General features: G+C 35.5%; 18 protein-coding genes and 3 pseudogenes. 5 read left to right on the top strand and 16 right to left on the bottom strand.

The window, feature by feature from the left end:
* Position 1: 1 nt before the first annotated feature.
* Positions 2-1,660: an L-lactate permease gene (locus tag CAV_RS00500; RefSeq protein WP_094324564.1), complete on the bottom strand. Its 1,659-nt coding sequence runs from the start codon at positions 1,658-1,660 to the stop codon at positions 2-4.
* A 341-nt stretch (positions 1,661-2,001) separates the two neighbouring features.
* On the opposite strand from CAV_RS00500, the gene CAV_RS00495 reads away from it, so the two are divergent.
* The 5 genes and pseudogenes from CAV_RS00495 (at position 2,002) to CAV_RS09015 (ending at position 8,694) form a co-directional block, all read left to right on the top strand.
* Positions 2,002-5,511 carry a proline dehydrogenase family protein gene (locus CAV_RS00495; protein ID WP_094325504.1) on the top strand — a complete coding sequence of 1,170 codons (3,510 nt, stop codon included), beginning with the start codon at positions 2,002-2,004 and terminating at the stop codon, positions 5,509-5,511.
* A 1-nt stretch (position 5,512) separates the two neighbouring features.
* A pseudogene (locus tag CAV_RS09270) lies at positions 5,513-6,178 on the top strand (sodium:solute symporter family transporter); the annotation flags it as partial.
* Positions 6,179-6,505: 327 nt separating this feature from the next.
* Positions 6,506-7,333, top strand: a pseudogene (locus tag CAV_RS09265) (sodium:solute symporter family transporter); the annotation flags it as partial.
* A 122-nt stretch (positions 7,334-7,455) separates the two neighbouring features.
* Entirely contained in the window at positions 7,456-7,671 is a 216-nt protein-coding gene (locus CAV_RS00485) for a hypothetical protein (RefSeq protein ID WP_094324562.1), read from the top strand.
* Positions 7,672-7,674: 3 nt separating this feature from the next.
* On the top strand, positions 7,675-8,694 hold the full coding sequence (locus CAV_RS09015) for a hypothetical protein (protein WP_186821773.1): 1,020 nt from the start codon (positions 7,675-7,677) through the stop codon (positions 8,692-8,694).
* A 140-nt stretch (positions 8,695-8,834) separates the two neighbouring features.
* On the opposite strand, the gene rpmA is transcribed toward CAV_RS09015, so the two are convergent.
* The 15 genes and pseudogenes from rpmA to CAV_RS00410 all read right to left on the bottom strand — a co-directional run bounded on the left by rpmA (position 8,835) and on the right by CAV_RS00410 (position 20,740).
* Positions 8,835-9,089: a 50S ribosomal protein L27 gene (gene rpmA / locus CAV_RS00475; protein WP_094324561.1), complete on the bottom strand. Its 255-nt coding sequence runs from the start codon at positions 9,087-9,089 to the stop codon at positions 8,835-8,837.
* Positions 9,090-9,098: 9 nt separating this feature from the next.
* The gene (gene rplU / locus CAV_RS00470; RefSeq protein ID WP_094324560.1) at positions 9,099-9,407 is read right to left on the bottom strand and encodes a 50S ribosomal protein L21; all 309 of its coding nucleotides are present in this window, start codon (positions 9,405-9,407) and stop codon (positions 9,099-9,101) included.
* A gap of 237 nt (positions 9,408-9,644) precedes the next feature.
* On the bottom strand, positions 9,645-10,781 hold the full coding sequence (locus CAV_RS00465; RefSeq protein ID WP_094324559.1) for a hypothetical protein: 1,137 nt from the start codon (positions 10,779-10,781) through the stop codon (positions 9,645-9,647).
* A 9-nt stretch (positions 10,782-10,790) separates the two neighbouring features.
* Positions 10,791-11,420, bottom strand: coding sequence for a penicillin-binding protein activator LpoB (gene lpoB, locus CAV_RS00460; RefSeq protein WP_094324558.1), 630 nt, complete (start codon positions 11,418-11,420; stop codon positions 10,791-10,793).
* Positions 11,421-11,423: 3 nt separating this feature from the next.
* On the bottom strand, positions 11,424-11,810 hold the full coding sequence (locus CAV_RS00455; RefSeq protein WP_094324557.1) for a DUF1425 domain-containing protein: 387 nt from the start codon (positions 11,808-11,810) through the stop codon (positions 11,424-11,426).
* A gap of 12 nt (positions 11,811-11,822) precedes the next feature.
* Positions 11,823-13,175 carry a COG3014 family protein gene (locus CAV_RS00450; RefSeq protein ID WP_094324556.1) on the bottom strand — a complete coding sequence of 451 codons (1,353 nt, stop codon included), beginning with the start codon at positions 13,173-13,175 and terminating at the stop codon, positions 11,823-11,825.
* Between the two features lie 71 nt (positions 13,176-13,246).
* Entirely contained in the window at positions 13,247-14,578 is a 1,332-nt protein-coding gene (locus CAV_RS00445) for an anaerobic C4-dicarboxylate transporter (RefSeq protein ID WP_425426155.1), read from the bottom strand.
* A 67-nt stretch (positions 14,579-14,645) separates the two neighbouring features.
* Positions 14,646-14,879 (bottom strand): annotated as a pseudogene (gene aspA / locus CAV_RS00440) (aspartate ammonia-lyase); the annotation flags it as partial.
* Positions 14,830-14,982: a hypothetical protein gene (locus CAV_RS08850; protein WP_157676297.1), complete on the bottom strand. Its 153-nt coding sequence runs from the start codon at positions 14,980-14,982 to the stop codon at positions 14,830-14,832. The gene CAV_RS08850 and the pseudogene aspA (CAV_RS00440), both read right to left, overlap by 50 nt.
* A 71-nt stretch (positions 14,983-15,053) precedes the next feature.
* On the bottom strand, positions 15,054-16,385 hold the full coding sequence (locus CAV_RS00435; protein ID WP_390088821.1) for an anaerobic C4-dicarboxylate transporter: 1,332 nt from the start codon (positions 16,383-16,385) through the stop codon (positions 15,054-15,056).
* Positions 16,386-16,409: 24 nt separating this feature from the next.
* A complete protein-coding gene (aspA, locus tag CAV_RS00430; RefSeq protein WP_094324552.1) occupies positions 16,410-17,816 on the bottom strand; it encodes an aspartate ammonia-lyase in 1,407 nt (468 codons plus the stop codon).
* Positions 17,817-18,082: 266 nt separating this feature from the next.
* A complete protein-coding gene (locus CAV_RS00425; RefSeq protein ID WP_094324551.1) occupies positions 18,083-18,799 on the bottom strand; it encodes an outer membrane beta-barrel protein in 717 nt (238 codons plus the stop codon).
* Positions 18,800-19,014: 215 nt separating this feature from the next.
* Positions 19,015-20,085: an epoxyqueuosine reductase QueH gene (locus CAV_RS00420; RefSeq protein ID WP_094324550.1), complete on the bottom strand. Its 1,071-nt coding sequence runs from the start codon at positions 20,083-20,085 to the stop codon at positions 19,015-19,017.
* Positions 20,079-20,543 carry a thioredoxin-dependent thiol peroxidase gene (gene bcp / locus CAV_RS00415; protein WP_094324549.1) on the bottom strand — a complete coding sequence of 155 codons (465 nt, stop codon included), beginning with the start codon at positions 20,541-20,543 and terminating at the stop codon, positions 20,079-20,081. Before bcp ends, CAV_RS00420 begins: the two co-directional genes overlap by 7 nt.
* Positions 20,540-20,740: a tautomerase family protein gene (locus tag CAV_RS00410; protein WP_094324548.1), complete on the bottom strand. Its 201-nt coding sequence runs from the start codon at positions 20,738-20,740 to the stop codon at positions 20,540-20,542. The genes bcp and CAV_RS00410 overlap by 4 nt, the downstream gene beginning before the upstream one ends.
* Positions 20,741-20,791: the final 51 nt, after the last annotated feature.

Below are 20,791 nucleotides of genomic sequence, written 5' to 3'. Positions count from 1 at the left end.
CCTACCTTTGTAAAGGCACAACATCAGGTATAATGCCTTGCATAAAGAAAGCTATGATAGCAGTCCAAATGGCTATGATAACTATGAAGCCTATGGAGTATTTAAGCGTAAATTTAAGCAAGTCAGATTCTCTTCCTACGAGCCCCACAGCAGCACAAGCAATGGCTATACTTTGAGGCGAAATCATCTTACCAACAACACCACCAACTGAATTTGCTGCTAAGAATAAGGCTTCGCCTATTCCAAGCTCTCTAGCTGTAACTTGCTGAAGCGTTCCAAACAAGAGATTTGAGCTTGTATCAGAACCGGTTAAGAATACTCCTATCCAGCCAATTACCGGACTAAAGAAAGCAAAGGCCTCGCCTGTTTGTGCAAAAGCCATACCCAAGGTTGCACTCATACCGCTATTTTTAGATATAAAGGCAAAAGAAACAACCAAACCTATGGTTACACAAGGTATAAACATTTCCTTAAGGGTTTCCCAAAAGCTTTCAGAAATTTGCTCTGCCTTAATCCTTAAAAAGACTATGCTAAGAAGTGCGGCTACTAAAATCGCTGTTCCTGCTTGAAAACCTACAAAATGTATAGGAAGTCCTAAGGATACTTGCTTGTTATTTGGATCTAAAATGCTTCCTTCAAGATTTGAAAAAACTAGGCTTACTTGAGTGTAAGAAAAAATTCCACCCTTTTCAAAAAGAGCCTTAAACCAAGGCTGAACCCAGATTACTATACAAAGGATTAAAAGCAAGAATGGCAACCAAGCTTTAAAAATTTGCCCAGCACTTAAAGAGCTTTTATTTTCAAAATTTGTTTCATTGTCAAGTCTAAAGATGTTTTTTGGAGACCAAAATTTTAGGAAAATTGTAGTACATATCAAGGAAACAACAGCAGATACTATGTCAGGAAGCTCGGCACCTAGGTGATTTGAGCTGTAAAACTGAGTTGCGGTAAAAGATATGGCAGCCACTAAGATAGCAGGAAAGGTTTCTTTAAGGCCTTTAAAACCATCCATCAAAAAGACTATGAAAAATGGAACTGTTAAAGAAAGTGGCACAAGCATACGACCTGTCATTGCTGATACTTGAAGTTGCTCTACTCCAACTAAATTACTCATAGCTATGATAGGAATTCCAACAGCACCAAAGGCAACCGGTGCGGTATTTGCTATCAAACAAAGTCCAGCCGCATACAAAGGCTTAAGTCCAAGCCCAACAAGCAAGGCAGCGGTGATGGCAACAGGACCTCCAAAGCCTATCGCACCTTCTAAAAAAGAACCAAAACAAAAGCCTATCAAAATCACTTGAATTCTATGATCAGGGGTGATTGACATAACGCTTTGTCTTATAACCTCAAAAGAACCAGACTTAACAGAAAGCTTATAAAGAAAGATTGCTGCTATAATTATCCACGCAATAGGCCAAAGTCCGTTGATAAAGCCTTGTACAAAGGAAGCTCCCACCAAAGAAAAAGGCATAGAATAAACAAAAACAGCCACCACAGAAGCAAATATAACAGTAACAAAACCTGCCACATAAGCTTTCATCTTAAGCACTAGCAAACACAGCAAAAAGCACAGTATGGGCAAAAAGGCCACCAAGGCACTTAAAAATATGTTTGAAAGTGGATTAAAATTTTGTATATACGCATTTGCAAGATCCATCGCAAAGCTCCTTTCAAATAAATTCATAATTACATTTAAATTCTATATACAAAAACGAAAAGTAATCTTAAAAAGCCTTTTTATGCGTAGAAATAAAGATAGTACTGTGTAAAATTTGCAAGTATAAATTTTATGTTATATTAAATTGTAACACCGTATAGGCTCTCATAAACGAAAGCTGTAAAAATTATCTTAAAAAATAAATTCTTTTCTAAATTTTATTACAAAATTAAACAGTAAGAAACAAAAACAAATAAAAAATTATAAAAAACAAATAAATTTTTGTAGAATGTATAGTTTACAAGTTTAAATTCAAATTTTAGGAGATTAAAGTGAATGCTATCGTTGAAGAAAGCTTAAAATTTGCACAAAGTTTGCAAGAAAAAGTTACAGCAAATATTGATGAAAGCGAAAGAATTTTTCATCAAAAAATGCAAAAACTACTAAACAATCCAGAAAATAAAGTAATGCTAATAGAATTACTAGACCGTTCTTTTCGTTGTAAGAATAAAGCCGCTTCGTTTGACCTTATAGAACATACCTTAAACAAATTTGGGATAGCTGATTTTTTCACAGCTTTTGAGAAATTTTTACTCTTTTGTTTTTTAAATTTTGGAAAAATTGCACCAAATTTCAGCGTGCCTTTCTTTGTATCGCATTTAAGAAAGGATACAAGTGCTATGGTGCTAGATGCTAGTGATGAATTTTTAAGGGCTCACAGCGAAAAGAGACAAAAAGAAAACAACATAACCTTAAATATAAATTTAATCGGCGAGGAAGTCTTGGGTGAGGCTGAGGCTAAATACAGACTAGAAAAATACGAAGAAACCATAAAAAAAGACTATATAAAATACATCTCTATAAAAATTACGACTATTTTTTCGCAAATTAACATTATAGATTTTGAGTACTCAAAAGAAGAGGTTGTAAAAAGACTTGATAGACTTTATGCTTTGGCCTTAGAGGAGGAGAAAAAACAAGGCGTAGAAAAATTCATAAATCTTGATATGGAAGAATACAAAGACCTAGAACTAACAGTTGATGCTTTTATGGAGAGCATTGCCAAATTTGACATAAAGGCGGGTATTGTTTTACAGGCTTATATACCTGATTCTTACGAGTATCTTAAAAAGCTTTTTGCCTTTTCAAAAGAAAGGGTTTTAAAAGGAATGAAGCCTATAAAAATTCGCTTTGTAAAGGGTGCAAATATGGAAAGCGAGGAAACTATCGCAAGCCAAAGAGGCTGGGAGCTTCCTACCTTTTCTAAAAAGGTTGATACAGATAGCAATTACAACAAAATGCTTGATTTTATCTTGCAAGATGATAACTACAAATACATAAACATAGGCATAGCAAGCCATAATATCTTTGAGATAGCCTACGCTTATACTAGGATAAAAAACGCAAATGCGTTGGATAGCTTTAGCTTTGAAATGCTTGAGGGTATGAGCTTGCAATGCTCTTATGAGCTTTCAAATTTCCATAAACTCATACTTTACGCCCCGGTTTGTGATGAAAAGCACTTCAACAACGCCATAGCATACCTTGTAAGAAGACTTGATGAAAACACAAGTGCTGATAATTTCATGCGTTATTTTTTCAATTTAAAAGTAAATGATGAAAACTACAATGCACAAAAAGAACTCTTTATAAGCTCCTTAAAAGGCATAGCAAATCTTGATAACAGCCCTAGAAGAAAGCAAGATAGAAACAAAAAATCAGACATAAAAGGCACTTATGAGACAAACAGCTTTAAAAACGAGCCAGATACTGATTTTATCTTAGCTGCAAATAGAACTTGGGCTAAGAAAATCAAAGAAAAATATGAGAATTTAAAAGCACTTGAAATTTATCCTGTAATTGGCGATGAGCTTAAAAACACCGAGCTAAACAAAATGACTGTAAACGATAAAATCAACAATCAAAAAGTAGCAGATGTGTATCTAGCAGGAGAAAAAGAAATCAAACAAGCCTTAGAGGTGGCAAAAAATTCTAAATTCAAAGAACTTGATACTGAGGAAATTTATAAAATTCTAAATCAAGTAGCCATAAATTTAAGAGAATCAAGAGGCGATTTAATAGGCATTGCTGCCTTAGAAGTGGGCAAAAATTTCATAGAAATTGACGCTGAGGTGAGCGAGGCGATTGACTTTGTTGAGTTTTACCCTCACTCTTTAAGAAAATTAAAAGAGGATAATAAAAATACCAAATTTAAGCCAAAGGGCGTTGGAGTTGTCATAGCACCTTGGAATTTCCCTGTTGGAATTTCAGTAGGAACCATAGCTGCACCACTTGCTGCGGGCAATACCGTGATTTACAAGCCATCTTCCTTATCAAGCGTTACTGGTTATATGCTTTGCAAATGCTTTTGGGATGCTGGTGTGCCAAAGGATGCTTTGATTTATTTACCATCTAAGGGTTCTGATATATCAAAATATCTCTTAGTTGATGAGGCTGTTAAATTCTCTGTCTTAACGGGTGGAGAAGAAACTGCTTATGCGATGTTAAAGGCAAATCCTACCCTAATGCTTAGTGCTGAAACAGGGGGCAAAAACGCTACAATCGTTTCAAAATACGCAGACAAAGACCAAGCTGTTAAAAATATAGTGCATTCAGCCTTTTCAAATTCAGGGCAAAAATGCTCAGCCACTTCCTTGCTGATACTTGAAAAGGAAGTTTATGAGGATGAGGACTTTAAAAAGAATTTGGTGGATACTGCCATGTCCATGTCTCTTGGCTCGCCTTTTGTGCTTAAAAACAAGCTTTGTGCCTTAGCTGACAAGCCAAATGATAAGCTTAAAAAGGCTATGGGTGAGCTTCAAAGCTATGAAAGCTGGGCTTTAGAACCTAAATTTAAAGATGGTAATGAATATTTAATGAGCCCGGGCATAAAATACGGCACCAAAAAAGGAGATTTCACGCACAAAACCGAGCTTTTCGCACCGATTTTAACAGTCATGTGTGCTAAAAATTTACAAGAAGCCATTACAATTGCAAATTCGACAGATTACGGTCTTACTGCTGGCTTTGAAAGCCTTGATGAAAGAGAGTGGGAGTATTTTCACACAAATATAGAAGCTGGAAATATTTACATAAACAAACCAACAACCGGTGCTATAGTGCTTCGTCAGCCTTTTGGTGGTATTAAAAAATCCGCCATTGGTTTTGGTAGAAAGGTTGGTATTTATAACTACATAACGCAATTTACAGATATAAGCCAAGATAGTGCAGATGAAAATTTACTTGACTGCGAATTTGCTAAAAAACTTGATGAAGCCTCACAAAATAGTAATTTTGCTTCTATAAAAGATGAGCTTAAAAAGGCTGCTTTAATGGCAAAAAGCTATGCTTACCACTACAAACACGAATTTTCTCAGGTAAAAGAATATGTAAAGGTAAGGGGTGAGGAAAATTTATTCTCATACAACAAGGTATCAAGTTTTGCGTATAGGATAGATAAAAACGATAGTTTAAGCGATATTTTAGGCGTAATCTTGGCCTTAAATATACTAAATATTAACGCTGTGCTAAGCTATAAAAACAATGCTAACATAGAGCTTATAAAAGAAAATTTACAAAACTTTGGCCTAAAGGCTAAATTCGTAAAAGAGGATGAAAAAGCCTTTGTAAGCTCGATACCAAACTACGAAAGAGTGCGCTTTATGGGCGAGGTCAGCAAGGACAGTGCTATATATAAAGAAGCTGCTGCAAATGCTAAGATAGTTATTAACACAAAACCGCTGATAAATGGTCGTTTCGAGCTTTTACTCTACCATAATGAAAAATCTGTGAGCATTTCTTATCACAGATATGGAAATCTAGGCAATAGAGCACTAAAAGAAAGGAGTTGAAATGGAACAAGTTGTAATAAGCACTGAAATTGCCATAACCTTTGTGGCATACTCGGCTTTAATGCTATACATAGGTTTTTATTTTTACAAGAAAAATAAAAACACAGAGGATTATTTCTTGGGTAACCGCTCTTTAGGGCCTGTTATATCGGCACTAAGTGCGGGGGCTTCTGATATGAGCGGTTGGCTTTTAATGGGTTTGCCAGGTGCCCTTTATGTAAGCGGCTTGGTAGAAAGCTACATAGCCATAGGTCTTAGCATAGGTGCTTTGCTAAATTGGAGCTTAGTAGCAAAAAGACTAAGACTTTACACAGGCAAGGTAAAAGAGTGCATAACCATACCTGATTATTTTGAGTCAAGATTTCAAGATGATAAGCATGTGTTACGTGTGGTGTGTGCCTTGGTTATCTTGGTGTTTTTTACCTTTTATGTTTCATCAGGACTTGTGGCTGGTGCAAAGCTTTTTGAAGCCACATTTGGCATAGAATACTCTTATGCGCTTACAACAGGAACTTTGATCATAGTTATTTATACATATTTGGGCGGATACAAGGCTGTGTGCTGGACAGATATGATACAAGGGCTTTTGATGATGCTAGCCTTAATTACTGTACCTATTGTTATGCTTTATCATATAGGCGGCTTGGATGAGACTTACAAGTATGTATCAAATTCAGATGAGGCGAAAAAAGAGTTGGTAGAATTTCAAAAGCAAATTCCAGAGCTAAGCACTAAGCTAACTCAAGACTTAAATGGTGTAAAAGCTGAACTTGAAGCCTTTGCTAGCAATTTAAGAAAAACTCAAGATAAATCCTTAAGCATAAAGGATATAAACACAAACAATCAAGACTTAAGCACTTTGGCAAATTATAAAGAAATCGTGGAATTATTTGACGGCGATACAAGCAAATTTATCTTCTTTAAAGACATAGCAACTAAGCTTGAAAATGCACTGAATCAAGCGGATGTGGCTCAGATAAATAGCATTTTATCGGCCTTTGCAAGCATAGAGCTTAAAACAAGCGATAGACTTGCAATGACTTCAAATATATCTTTATTAGCCGTTATTTCAGCGCTTGCTTGGGGGCTTGGATATTTTGGGCAACCTCACATAGTCATACGTTTTATGTCCATACGCTCGACTAAAGACATACCAACAGCTACCTTTGTGGGCATTTCTTGGATGGTGATTTCACTTATAGGTGCTTGCTTCATAGGAATTTTAGGCGTTGCTTATGCTAATAAATTTGAGCTTTCCTTGCAAGACCCTGAAAAAATCTTTATAGTTATGTCGCAACTTTTATTTAATCCTTGGATAACAGGTATCTTGCTATCTGCTATCTTGGCGGCCATTATGTCAACTGCCTCATCTCAGCTTTTAGTATCTAGTTCTACAATAGCTGAGGACTTTTACAAAAGAATTTTCAACAAAGAAGCTGAATCTCAAACAGTTATGAGGCTTGGAAGATTTGGCGTTTTACTTGTTGCTGTTGTGGCCTTTTTGATTTCGACCGATAAAAATTCTAGCGTTTTAAGCATAGTAGCTTACGCTTGGGCTGGTTTTGGCTCGGCATTTGGTCCTGTTATGCTCATATCTTTATTTTGGTCTAGGATGAGCAGGGCTGGTGCAATCAGCGGTATGATTGTTGGTGCTGTTATGGTTGTGCTTTATAAAAATGTTTTAGCGGATGCTTTAAATTTCCACATATATGAGATAGTTCCGGGCTTTTTATGTGCTACGCTAACTATAATCATAGTAAGCTTGCTAAAAGAGGATAAAAAAAGCGAAAAAGAATTCGAAGTTATCTCGAAAAATCTTTAAACATAGCCCCTTTAGGGCTATTTTCTCATTTTACACAGGCATTAAAAAAAATATTTATTTCTTTGTATAAAAAATAAAAACTATGTTAGAATTATATGTGACATATTTTTTAAGGAGTCATTATGAAAAAAAGCCTTTTGTTGGTTTTTGTTTTGTTTTCTTTTGTTGCAAATTCTTTTGCGTACACACATACATACGAAGACAATCCATATAAATGTTCATTGCAAAATCTAATAAAACCAAATTCTTGCAAACCTCAGTATATGTGGAATGACAAATATAAATGTTACGCTATACCTTATATAACAGTAGGCGGAGAGCCTGTTTGCAAGAGCTAAAATATGCTTGTCATAGCTGCTAGTAGTTTTTACAGAACGCAAAATGAAGCTGTTTTTAGAGCTGAATCTTCAGAGCTTAAGATAAGACAAAAAGAGGATTTTAGCCTAGATAAAAACGAAAACAGCTATGGCGAAAACACCCTTGTTAAATTCTTTAGTGATGAAAAAGAACTTTCTTTAAAACTTAACAAACAAAGCCTAGAACTTTTAAAATCTAACTTTGCTGAAACAAATTTTATAGATTTGGGCAGGGGTGTGATAGGCTTGAGTGGATCTGCGGCCTCTTTTGTTGATTCTTGGTATAAGGACATAAGTATAAATAGGAATTTTTTAAAGGCTGATTTAAACAGAGACGGCAAGATAGAAGGCAATGAATTTAAGCTTTTAAGAAATTCTGTAAAAGATTTCAACGAAAATCAAGATTTAAGAGAGTTAAAAGACGCACCTACTGTTGTGCTAAGAGAGGTTACAAAAACGCAGGGCTACATGCAAAGCGAAATAAAAGATAAGGCATTAAGCCTTGAAGAGCTCTTAAATCAAGCTATAATAAGCGATAAAAATTTAGACGGCAAAATTACCAGGCTAGAATATGCTGCACAAGGACAAAGTGATGAAGAGGGCTATAAAAACTGGGCTTTAGAGGAAGTAAAGGATATGGGCAAAATAAAGGCTATGATAATAGACCCTAACAATACCATAACTCCTTTTTTTGAGGGCAAGTCTATTTATGAAATTTATAATGCCTTTGCCAAACAAAGCTCTACAAATGCCTTTGAAGGCATACAAGAAAATTCTAAGCAAATAGGGGTAAAGGACATAAAAAAGGGCGAAAAAGACGAGGAGAAAGAAAAACTGCTTAGAGAATTTCCTGAACTAAAAAGTATCATACAAAACAACCCAAACATAAGCAAAGAAAGCCTAGAAAAGATAAGAGAAAAAAAGAAAATAGCTAGTGCTTACAGTCAAGAAGACTTAAAAACACTCTTTTCAAAAACTCTTTTATCCTTTGAAAAAAGAGCTTAAGAAAGATATAATAATCTCACTTATAAGTAGCATACTAAAGAAAATATTTTAAAAACACTAAAATAAAATTAAGAAAAAACAAGCTTTAAAAGTAAAAGAATAAAAATCAAAGCCCACCGAGGCAGGCTTTAAAGAGTAAATTACGCAGGATAAACAGAAACTTTTTTTCTGTTTTTATCCTTTCTTTCAAATTTAACAAATCCATCAATTAGAGCAAATATAGTATGGTCTTTGCCCATGCCTACATTGTTTCCCAAATGAGTGGCAGTGCCTCTTTGGCGGATTATGATATTTCCAGCTCTTACAAATTCACCGCCGAATTTCTTAACGCCTAAGCGGCGACCTATGGAATCTCTGTTGTTTTGAGTTGAACCTTGACCTTTTTTGTGTGCCATTTTATCTCCTTAAGCCTTTATATCACTTACTCTTACGCGAGTTACTTGTCTTCTAAAGCCTCTTTTAAGCTTAGAATCTTTTCTACGCCTTTTCTTGTAAATAATCACTTTCTTATCTTTAGAGTGTGCTAAAACCTCTAAGACAACCTTTGCACCAGCTACAAAAGGTGCACCTACCTTTAAGTCCTTGTCATTCACAGCAAGCACTTCGCTTACTTCTATGCTAGACTTTACTTCAGCTTGCAAACGATCAAGCTTTAGCTCATCGCCAACGCTTACTTTATACTGTTTGCCGCTATGTTTAAAAATAGCATACATCTTTAACCTTTCTTGGTAAGTTACCACAAAGCACCACGAGGGATTTATAAGCTTTAATGGCTTTGATAAAAGCCTAGATTATAGTGAAATTTACTTAAATTTTATATTAAATTTACTCATACGCAAAAGATAGATAAGTATATTTTGACTTTTATTTTAAAATTTTCGTGAATTTTACCGTGTTCTTTAGATAAAAATATTTTGAAATTTTTAAAGCCCATTTAAGGGCCTTAAAAATCAAAAGCCTAAATTTACGCCGCCGCCCTCGCCTAGCTTATAATTTGCTTCCTTGCCTTTATCGTTTTCAAGACGGCACACATCAGCTAGCCTTGGCTGGCCTTCAAGTATCTTTGCACTTGAAGTATTTTTTGATGAGCTTAGTATCTGCACTTTTGAGTTGGTGCTTCCCTCGCACAGATAAACATCACCCTTTTTTAACTCTGCTTCAAAAACAACCTCTTTATCGCTAGCCATGGCCACATACAAAGGATATAGCTTGGAAATAAGCTCGGCAGAAATGGCATTAGCTATCTTTTTGCTAGCCTCTTCATTGCTTTTAACATCATCTTCCTTTACAGAAATGCTAAGGATGAGGCTATCTGCTGCTTTAATTTCTTTCGTGGCAAATAAAAGCAAGCGGTAATCAACCACAACATCACCCTTTAAGCTTGAATTTTGCACCGTTATATTAGAGCTTTTAGATGATGAGGCTCCTATATCTCTTAGGTTAAAAACAAGCATATAATCAGAGCCTATAACATTTCCAAGTTTGTATAGGTCCTCGCCTGAGCTATCCTCGCTTTGCATTAAGGCTTTTTCTGTCTTATAGTATTTATCACTCTTTCTATCAAGAACAGTGAATTTGCCGCTTTTTATAAGCTCATTATTTAAATTTATAAGTATATTATCGCCCAAGGTTTTAAAATACGAGTCATTAAAAACGGCTATAGTAGGCTTTTCATCTCTTTTAAATAGTGTTTTATAGGCATTTACAGACACTGTATATCTGCCATTCTCATCTATCTCAACACTTGTTATCTCATAAGTATCTATCCTGCCCTTAGTTAAGGAGTAAATTTGAGTATCCAAAGTAGAGCTATAACCAACATCAAACACATGCAGCTTTTGCTTTGCTAAAGCGGTTCTTACATTAGCCGTGCTAAAACCTCTCATCTTGGTAATAGCCTCAAGCAAGGCATTTATGGTAGCTTCTTCCTTGCTTAGCCCGCTGCCTTGCCCCGCAGAGACATTTATATAGGTACCATCCTTTGTGCTTAAAGATAGGCCTATTTCCTTTTGAAAATTCACACTCGTGTTAGTTTCAGCATACATAAAACAAGATAAGATAGCAAAAACAAAAAGTGCTTTTTTCATATCTTATCCTTACCAAGTTACAGATTTACTAGAACCTGTTTTGCTAACAGTTTGCTCATCTTCCCAATATGCCAAACCGCTTGTTAAATCAGTTACGGTTAGGTGAAAGAAATATTCAGCTTGAATTTTACCATTAGGTAGTTTTACTGTGTCTTGTCTTATCTTACCTGCTAGTGAGAAATCAGGCGATACAAGTGTGCCTTTTTTTGCTATGGTGTTTTGATTAAACTCATCATTATCTCTTAAAGATCTTACATCATGGCTCATACTATCCTTTGCCCCGCCAGCTGCAACTGCGGTAGTTAGCACGAATTTGCCTGATTTTCTGAGAGCTATGGTGATTTTAGAAATCATTCTATCAGTGTCTATCCTTTGAGGAGTATCATTTACTATCCTACCTATGGCTATAACCTTTCTTTGTCCCGGTCTTATATTAGCAAAGGCTGGATCTCTTAGCATGGACTGTATCATAGTATCAGCAGCATTTTCAAAATCCTCTCTATCAAGTCCTAGCGTTAAAGCTGCTCCTTGTTTTTCCTGAGTAGCCTTGCCATCTGTGTATGAAACCGCAGCGGTAGAACAAGCATTTAAAAGAAAAGCCGTAGCTAAACCTAAACCTAAAATTTTAATCTTTTTCATATCTTATCCTTTCTTAAGTATTATTTTAAAACTAACAGCATCTTTATTTGCTGCAACTCTTTGTACGACAAATTCCTTATTTTTCTTAAGCTTTAACTTATCTTTTTTATCAGCATAAGCAGGGCCTTGAATTTTAAAGCCATCCTCATCAAACCAAGAAATCTCATAAGATATAGTTTTGTCATTTCTACTAAGTAAGATAAGCTCTACTTCTAACAAGGAATTTGAGTTTGTCCTATAGTTAAAACTTTTAACTATATCTTTACTAAGCCCTTCAAAAACTATATGCTTTTCAATCCTTTCTTGCATAGGATCAACAGCCTTGCTAGCACAAGCATTAAAAACAAAAAGCACAGCAAAAGCTGTGAAAAACATAAAAATTCGTTTCATACTCTTCCTTTATTATTTTTGTATAAGCCAAACCTTGCTTGGAGAATTCTCACTAAAGGATCTTAGCACAAGTAAGGCATTTTTATTTTTATCTAAATTTTCATTAGTGTATAGTATCTTTCCCGTATTTTGCTCAATGCTTATGCTTCCCTTATTTTCAAGCATTACAACCTGAGCACTCTTAGGCAAGGCTGACCAGTATCTAAGGTCTGCATTTGTTGTAACAGCATTTAAAACACTAGTTGCAAGGCTTAGCAAACCTCCGGTTGAGTCATTGTTTGCCACTGCCATATTAATAGCAGTTTTTGATATGGAAGAACTTACTGCCTTTAGAATTTTTAAAGGCAGTTTTATCTTAAATTCAGTGGCTATGATATTATCAAAATTTACCAACTCAACGCTTTGTTGATCATTTGCGATTAAATAAGGATAAGAATAAGACCTAGTCTTTAAAACCGGCAGGGCAAAAGAGGTATTTACAATGTTATCATTAAACACATAAGGAATACTAAATTTAAACTCCTCAAGCCCGGCACCAAGCCCATTTTCATATACCACAAAGATGTATTTTTTAAGCCTTTGAGGAGAACTTGAGTTTGCGTATTGGTTAAATACCCTAAGCTGGGCATTAAGCTCTGCTTTCTTAGAATTTACAACAGCCACTTCTTTGAACAAATCAGCAGCCTTTATATAATCATCATCCAAAAAGAAAAATAAAGCACTCATATAGGTAGCATAAGGATTTACAAAATTTTTAGTCGTTTGAAAGTCCTTTAACAAATGCTCGTACTGCTTACTTATATCATTAAAGCCTGAATTTATTTGTCCGTAGTTTTCGTCCTTTTTATTCTTATCAAATTCAGCCCTTAAAGCCGCTATGTCGCTTGCGAAATATTCCTTTGCTCTGTCTTGTCTATTTAGGGCTCTGTTAAATTCAACTCTAGCATTTTCAAAGTCGTTTAAACTCATGAAATTTAAGCCCTTGTATACATTTAACATAATTCTTTCGTACAAGGTTCCGTCATAATCGCTGATATTATCATTTATCAGCGTGGTTCCAACTGTTTTTAGGGCTTTTGAACCCACACTTTTAAGGTCAACATCGTATTTATAAGAATCCTCAACCTTATCAAACAAATAATTACTTCTATTAAAATCATCGCACTGCCTAGCTATATAGGCTGCATTTAAACCAACATAAATTACATCTTTTTTATTCTCTACCTTTTCTTGTTCCTTATCTAAAAAGCTATTAGAACAAGAGTTAGCTAAAAGTGCGTTTGCGTAAATTAGATTATCAGAGCTATGATTTGAGCAAGCAATAAAAAATAAAGATAAAACAGTAAAAATTAAAATCCTTATCATAAATGCTCCATTTATAAATTTATGAGAATTGTAATCTTAAAAGGTTAACAAATCCGCCATTAAGGCGGATATTAAAGAGCAAAAGGAACTATTAAAAAGCCAAGAGCCACAGATATAGCTATAGCCATAACTCCCGGTAAAAAAAAGGCGTGATTAAAGATAAATTTGCCTATGCGAGTTGTGCCTGTATCATCCATTTGCACCGCACCAAGCAAGGTAGGATAAGTAGGAAAAACACACAATGCAGAAACTGCAGCAAAACAAGCAACAAGCATGTAAGAATCTGCCGGATTTGCAGCTGAAATTCCAAGTGCTGATATGATGATAGGCGTGATTGCCTTAGCAGTTGCGGCCTGAGAATGCAAAAGTATGGAGGCAAAAAAGAAAGCAACAGCTAGCATAGCAGGGCTTTGTTTTACCCATTCACCAGCCACATCTTTAATGTCTTGCTCATGACCACTTACAAAGGTATTTCCAAGCCAGACCACACCAAAAACGCAAATGCAAGCAGTCATACCGGCCTTAAAAAGGCTTGTATCTGTTATCTTGCTAACATCAACCTTGCAAAATATCACAATCAAACAAGCCGCACTCAATAAAAAGCTCATAATCGCCGCATCTCTTGTTACAACAGGATTTTCTATCAAGGCAACATTACTTGAAATAGCAGTTGCATAAAGCACAACCGCCAAAACTGTAAATAAAAATATAAGCACAGAAAGCTTTGCACCCGGTTTATCCTCAACTTGTAAAACCTCTTGTGCGTCCTTTACAAGCCCAGCCTTTAATCTAGCTTGATAAACAGGGTCTGTATCTAGACGGGTATTTGTAAAAAGTCCTATGATAAGAGAGATTAGTATGCAAGCTAAGATGGTAGTTATAAGCCAAATTCCAAGTAAGGTAGGGTAATTCCATCCAAGTGGCTCTAAAACACCGCTCATATAAACAACCGCAGCTGAAACAGGAGAAGCGGTAATTCCAATTTGCGATGACACGACAGAAACCGAAAGAGGTACTGAAGGCTTGATGTTTTGTGCTTTTGCCACATCGATAATAACAGGCATTAGCGAAAATACCGCATTACCTGTTCCAGCTAAGATAGTAAGCCAATAGCAGCAGCAAGGTCCAAGATAGTTTATATACTTAGGATTTGCACGCAAAAGCTTTTCTGTAAGCCTTACTAAATAATCAAGGCCTCCGGCTTGTTGCATAGCAGATATAGCACAAATCGCAGCAGCTATGATTAAAATCACGTCCCAAGGTATGTTTCCGGGTTTCATTCCAAGCACTATACCAAGCACAACAACGCCAAGCCCACCAGCATAGCCAATGCCAATACCACCTAAGCGAATTCCCAAGAATATAGCACCTAAGAATACGACAAGTTGTATGATGATTTCCATAACACTATAATCCATAATCTCTCCTTATTTTTTAGCCTCTAAGTGAGGGTTTAGCATATTTTCAGGCAGAATTATAAACGAAATCAGAGCAAACTTTTTCATTTGCACTAATTCCGTCTATACATTTATCAGCTAAAGTATACATGGCCTTTTCAAGCATTATTACAGAATTAAATAAATTATAAGCAGCCACAGGCTCAAAGACATTTAGTTGTAGCTGTCCTCCCTCGCAAGCCATAGTAATGGTCACATCAGAGCCAATTACTTGAAAGCATACTTGATTTACAACCTCTAGAACAAGAGTTAGCTAAAAGTGCGTTTGCGTAAATTAGATTATCAGAGCTATGATTTGAGCAAGCAATAAAAAATAAAGATAAAACAGTAAAAATTAAAATCCTTATCATAAATGTTCCATTTATAAATTTATGAGAATTGTAATCTTAAAAGGTTAACAAATCCGCCATTAAGGCGGATATTAAAGAGCAAAAGGAGCTATTAAAAAGCCTAGAGCAACAGCTAAGGCTATGGCTAAAACGCCCGGTAGAAAAAAGGCGTGATTAAAGATAAATTTGCCTATGCGAGTTGTGCCTGTATCATCCATTTGCACCGCACCAAGCAAGGTAGGATAAGTAGGAAGAACAAACAGTGCAGAAACTGCAGCAAAACAAGCAACAAGCATGTAAGAATCTGCCGGATTTGCAGCTGAAATTCCAAGTGCTGATATGATGATAGGCGTGATTGCCTTAGCAGTTGCGGCCTGAGAATACAAAAGCATGGAGGCAAAAAAGAAAGCAACAGCTAGCATAGCAGGGCTTTGTTTTACCCATTCACCAGCCACATCTTTAATGTCTTGCTCATGACCACTTACAAAGGTATTTCCAAGCCAGGCCACACCAAAAACGCAAATGCAAGCAGTCATACCGGCCTTAAAAACGCTTGTATCTGTTATCTTGCTAACATCAACCTTGCAAAATATCACAATCAAACAAGCCGCACTCAATAAAAAGCTCATAATCGCCGCATCTCTTGTTACAACAGGATTTTCTATCAAAGCAACATTACTTGAAATAGCAGTTGCATAAAGCACAACCGCCAAAACTGTAAATAAAAATATAAGCACAGAAAGCTTTGCACCCGGTTTATCCTCAACTTGTAAAACCTCTTGTGCGTCCTTTACAAGCCCAGCCTTTAATCTAGCTTGATAAACAGGGTCTGTATCTAGACGGGTATTTGTAAAAAGTCCTATGATAAGAGAGGTTAGCATACAAGCTAAGATGGTAGTTATAAGCCAAATTCCAAGTAAGGTAGGGTAATTCCATCCAAGTGGCTCTAAAACACCGCTCATATAAACAACCGCAGCTGAAACAGGAGAAGCGGTAATTCCAATTTGCGATGACACGACAGAAACCGAAAGAGGTACTGAAGGCTTGATGTTTTGTGCTTTTGCCACATCGATAATAACAGGCATTAGCGAAAATACCGCATTACCTGTTCCAGCTAAGATAGTAAGCCAATAGCAGCAGCAAGGTCCAAGATAGTTTATATACTTAGGATTTGCACGCAAAAGCTTTTCTGTAAGCCTTACTAAATAATCAAGGCCTCCGGCTTGTTGCATAGCAGATATAGCACAAATCGCAGCAGCTATGATTAAAATCACGTCCCAAGGTATGTTTCCGGGTTTCATTCCAAGCACTATACCAAGCACAACAACGCCAAGCCCACCAGCATAGCCAATGCCAATACCACCTAAGCGAATTCCCAAGAATATAGCACCTAAGAATACGACAAGTTGTATGATGATTTCCATAACACTATAATCCATAATCTCTCCTTATTTTTTAGCCTCTAAGTGAGGGTTTAGCATATTTTCAGGCTTTAAAATTTCATCGATTTGTTCTTTGCTTAAGAGCCCACGTTCTAGTGCAAGATCAGCTACAGGCTTGCCTGTTTGCATAGCTTCTTTTGCTATAGAGGCTGAGTTTTCATAGCCTATGTAAGGATTTAAGGCTGTTACAATACCAACAGAATTATAAACGAAATCAGAGCAAACTTTTTCATTTGCAGTGATTCCATCTATACATTTATCAGCTAAAGTATACATGGCCTTTTCAAGCATTATTACAGAATTAAATAAATTATAAGCAGCCACAGGCTCAAAGACATTTAGTTGTAGCTGTCCTCCCTCGCAAGCCATAGTAATGGTCACATCAGAGCCAATTACTTGAAAGCATACTTGATTTACAACCTCTGGGATAACAGGATTTACCTTGCCCGGCATTATAGAGCTACCTGGTTGCATTTTTGGTAAATTTATTTCATTTAAACCACATCTTGGACCAGAGCTTAACAATCTTAAGTCATTACAAACCTTAGAAAGCTTCACAGCAACCCTTTTTAGCACACCGCTAACTTGAACGAAACCACCGGTATCTTGGGTAGCTTCTATCAAATCCTCGGCCACAACATATTCATATCCGGTTACTTCTCTAATCTTTTTTTCAACCACTTTTGGATAATCAGGGTGCGAATTTATGCCCGTTCCTATGGCGGTGCCTCCCAAATTTATCTCTAAAATAAGCTTTCTAGCTTCTAAAACTCTTTGTATATCCTCTGCAATCATAACAGCAAAGGTTTGAAATTCACGTCCTAATGTCATAGGCACGGCATCTTGAAGCTGAGTTCTACCCATTTTTAAAACATTTTTAAACTCATCAGCCTTTTTTTCATAAGACTTTTTAAGATGTTCCATAGCCTTAGCCAAATCACTTAAATAATCATGCAAAGCAAGTCTTATGGCCGTAGGATAAGCGTCATTTGTGCTTTGAGACAAATTTACATCGTCATTTGGGTGCAGGTATTGGTATTCGCCCTTTTTGTGTCCTAAAATTTCAAGGGCTATGTTAGCTATAACCTCGTTTGCGTTCATATTTGTGCTAGTTCCAGCACCGCCTTGTATCATATCAACAACAAACTGATCGTAATATCCGCCTTCTAGAATTTTATCACAAGCCTTAACTATAGCTTCTTCCTTAGTCTTATCTAGCAACTTAAGCTCATAATTTGCCATAGCAGCAGCCTTTTTTACTCTAGCTAAAGCCCTTATAAAACGCGGAAAATCCTTTAATTTATCATGTGAAATATTAAAATTTTCCACAGCTCTAAAGGTTTGCACACCATAATAAACATCGTTAGAAATTTCTAACTCGCCGATGAAATCGTGTTCTTTTCTAGTAGACATAAATAAGTCTCCTTAAAATATAATTTAAAATACCTACTTGGCATTTTGCAGATATTTTAACAAAAAATTAACGGATATTATATAAAAAGTAACAAAAATCTTATCAAGTTGTTTTTTTAGATAGAATTGCACTGAATTTAAAAAATGCAGATATAAACAAGGATTAGAAAGACTTTCTAATCCTTAAAAGTATCAAAAGAGCTAAAACATTACACTATGCAAAAGCATTAAAAGATAAGTATTTCTAAAGGCTAGAAATTATAAATTTAAAACTTATAAGCATAGCCTATATAAATACCAACATCGCTAGTTTCAGGTTTTACTTTAGAGGTTGGGTCGTCCGGATCAAACGCCTTTTCTGAATAAGTTCTTTGTGTGTATCTTAAGCTAAGATCTATTTCATTGTTTTCATTTATATCAAAGATAGTACCAGCTTTTACACCATAGGCAAAACCTGAAAAATTTTGTTTAAAACTTTCATTTACTGCAAAGTAATCACCTTTCTGTTCAACTTCTGTTTTTAAGCTAGAATGACCGACATAAACACCAAATAAACCTCTAATACCGTCTGTAAGACTAGGTGTAAAATCATATCCTACTAAGATATCTGTAGTTGAATTTTGTACATCATAATTTCCTGACAACAAAGAAACTCCAAAAGCAGTAATATCTATTTTTGTTTCTTTACTAGCTCTATGACCCATTCCTACACTTAGATATAACCTATGATCTGGATTAAATCTATAACCAAGCTTTAAAGCTCCGTCAAATCCTGCATAGCTAATAGGGTTTTTAGTAAAATCCGGACCACCACCTATTATATCTACACCTGTGGGTAAGTTTGAATTCTTATCTTTAAAAGTACTATAGCCAATTCCTGCTTCAACACCTAAAAAAATCCCCGAATTCTCATCAGCAAAAGAAAAAGAGGAAAGCAAAGAAAGAGCTATAACAGAGCCTAAAATTTTCTTTTTTGCAACCATAAATATACCTTTCAAATGTAAAAATTAAAGGGCAAAATTATAAAAAAAAAAAAAACAAAAGTCAAGGATATTTTTATACTTTATATCAAGTACTATTTTAAAGAATTTATTAAGCTATACTTTAAAACATATCGCAGGAAAGGTATTTTAAGCTAAGTAAAAAGTATAGGTAGACCTTTAGTTAAAAATTTTCAAGTAGCTTTAACTCAAAAAAGTTAAAGCCTTACGAGCCTATCTCTTGTATCAAAGTAAATTTCACTTTTTGCTTTTATTTCTATCTTAGCTTTTGGAATTTGTTCTAAAACTATGATAGGACTTAGATTGTAAGGATCAAAAAGCTTAGCTCTTATCTTAATTTCTTCTTCTATGCTAAGTGTTTTTTCTAAAAACTCATCAAAGTTTTTAAATTTATTTTCACAAAGCTCGTTAAAAGACTTAAAGGAAAGTAAAAGTATCTCATCTTTTGAGATGAAAATTTTTTCGCACTCATTTTCTAAGCTAAATTTGGAAAGCTTGTTTTTAAAATGAGAATAAAAAAGTATATGAGATTTTAAAGGCTTTTTATCAGCACTTACAAGAGCAGATAAAAGGCGGTAGTTTAAAAATTTCTCCTTAAATATATCATAGTCCTTGCCCTCTTTTTCAAGCCTTGCAACCTCTTCGTAAGTTTGTATCCTTTCTTCTACGCTAGCTGGTAGAATTTGTTTATTTAAGGGAGAGGAAAATTCATTTGTTACTATTTTGTTTAAATTTTGTTTATTTAGGGCAAAAAAGCAACCGCAGTAGTTTTGATGATAAAGCTTTTCTTTTTTGGATAGCTCAAACTGCTTTTGTGTGCCACCGCCTTTTCTAAAATCCGGGGTTAAAAAGTTGATGTTACTATCCTCGCACTCTTTTTTTATAGATCTTGTGAGTTGCTCTAAGTCCTTTTTAGGGCTCATCAAAAGGGTTGAGGTAAAAAATTTTTTCTTAAGTTTTTTTGCAAGTTCAACGCTTCTTTGCATCCTAACATCAAAGCAAACATCGCAGCGAAGCCCTTTTTCTGGCTCATTTGCATACTCTTTAGCCTGCAAAAACCAAGCTTCATAATCATACTCGCCCTTGATAAGCTCGATACCCAGCTTATCACAAGATCTTTTTACATCCACATATCTTAGCTCGTGCTCACTTAGGGGATGTATGTTTGGATTATAAAAAAAGCCTGTTATCTTTTCTTCTGGGTAAAGCTTTCTAAGCTCTGTCATAAAATAATGCGAATCCACACTACAACAAATATGCACTAACAAGCCAAATCCTTAAGCAAAATGTCTATGTGCCCCTTTGCCTTTACATTTTTATAAATTTTAGCTATCTTTCCGCTTTCATCTACAACAAAGGTGCTTCTTATAAGCCCTTCATATTCTTTGCCATAATTTTTCTTAAGACCCCAAGCACCGTAAGCTTTGATAACCTCTTTTTCAGTGTCGCTTAAAAGTATGTGTTTTAAGCCGTATTTATCTATAAATTTTGAGTGAGACTTGCTATCATCAGGACTTATACCAATGACTACTATATCATTAGCCCTTAATCTTTCATAATTTTGTGTAAAATCACAGGCCTGTGTGGTGCAACCCGGAGTATCATCCTTTGGGTAAAAATAAATCACAACTTTTTTGCCTAAAAAATCTTTCAAAGAGATTAAATTTTCATCGCTATTTTTTAAGGCAAAGTCAGGCGCCTTATCGCCTATGCTTAGCTCTTTCATTGCTTAGCCTTAAGTTTTTCCACGGTTTCTCCGCCAAAGCCTATGTCAAAGCTTTCTATATCTTCTATTTGCACTACTATCCTTTCTTTTGTTTTATTGTATTTTGTAGAAAGTAGCTCTGTTACATCCTTTATCAGCTCAGCCTTTGTTTCTTTATCAAGTGCTGGTTTTGCTAGTTTTATATTAACAATTGGCATCTTCATCCTTTCTTTTTTCTTAAGTCTAGCATAGATTTATGAACCGCCATC

It is taken from the genome of Campylobacter avium LMG 24591 (assembly GCF_002238335.1).
Lineage (GTDB): Bacteria > Campylobacterota > Campylobacteria > Campylobacterales > Campylobacteraceae > Campylobacter_D > Campylobacter_D avium.
The sequence above is the reverse complement of the archived record's forward strand: the minus strand, read 5'-3'. Positions and strand labels throughout refer to the sequence as shown.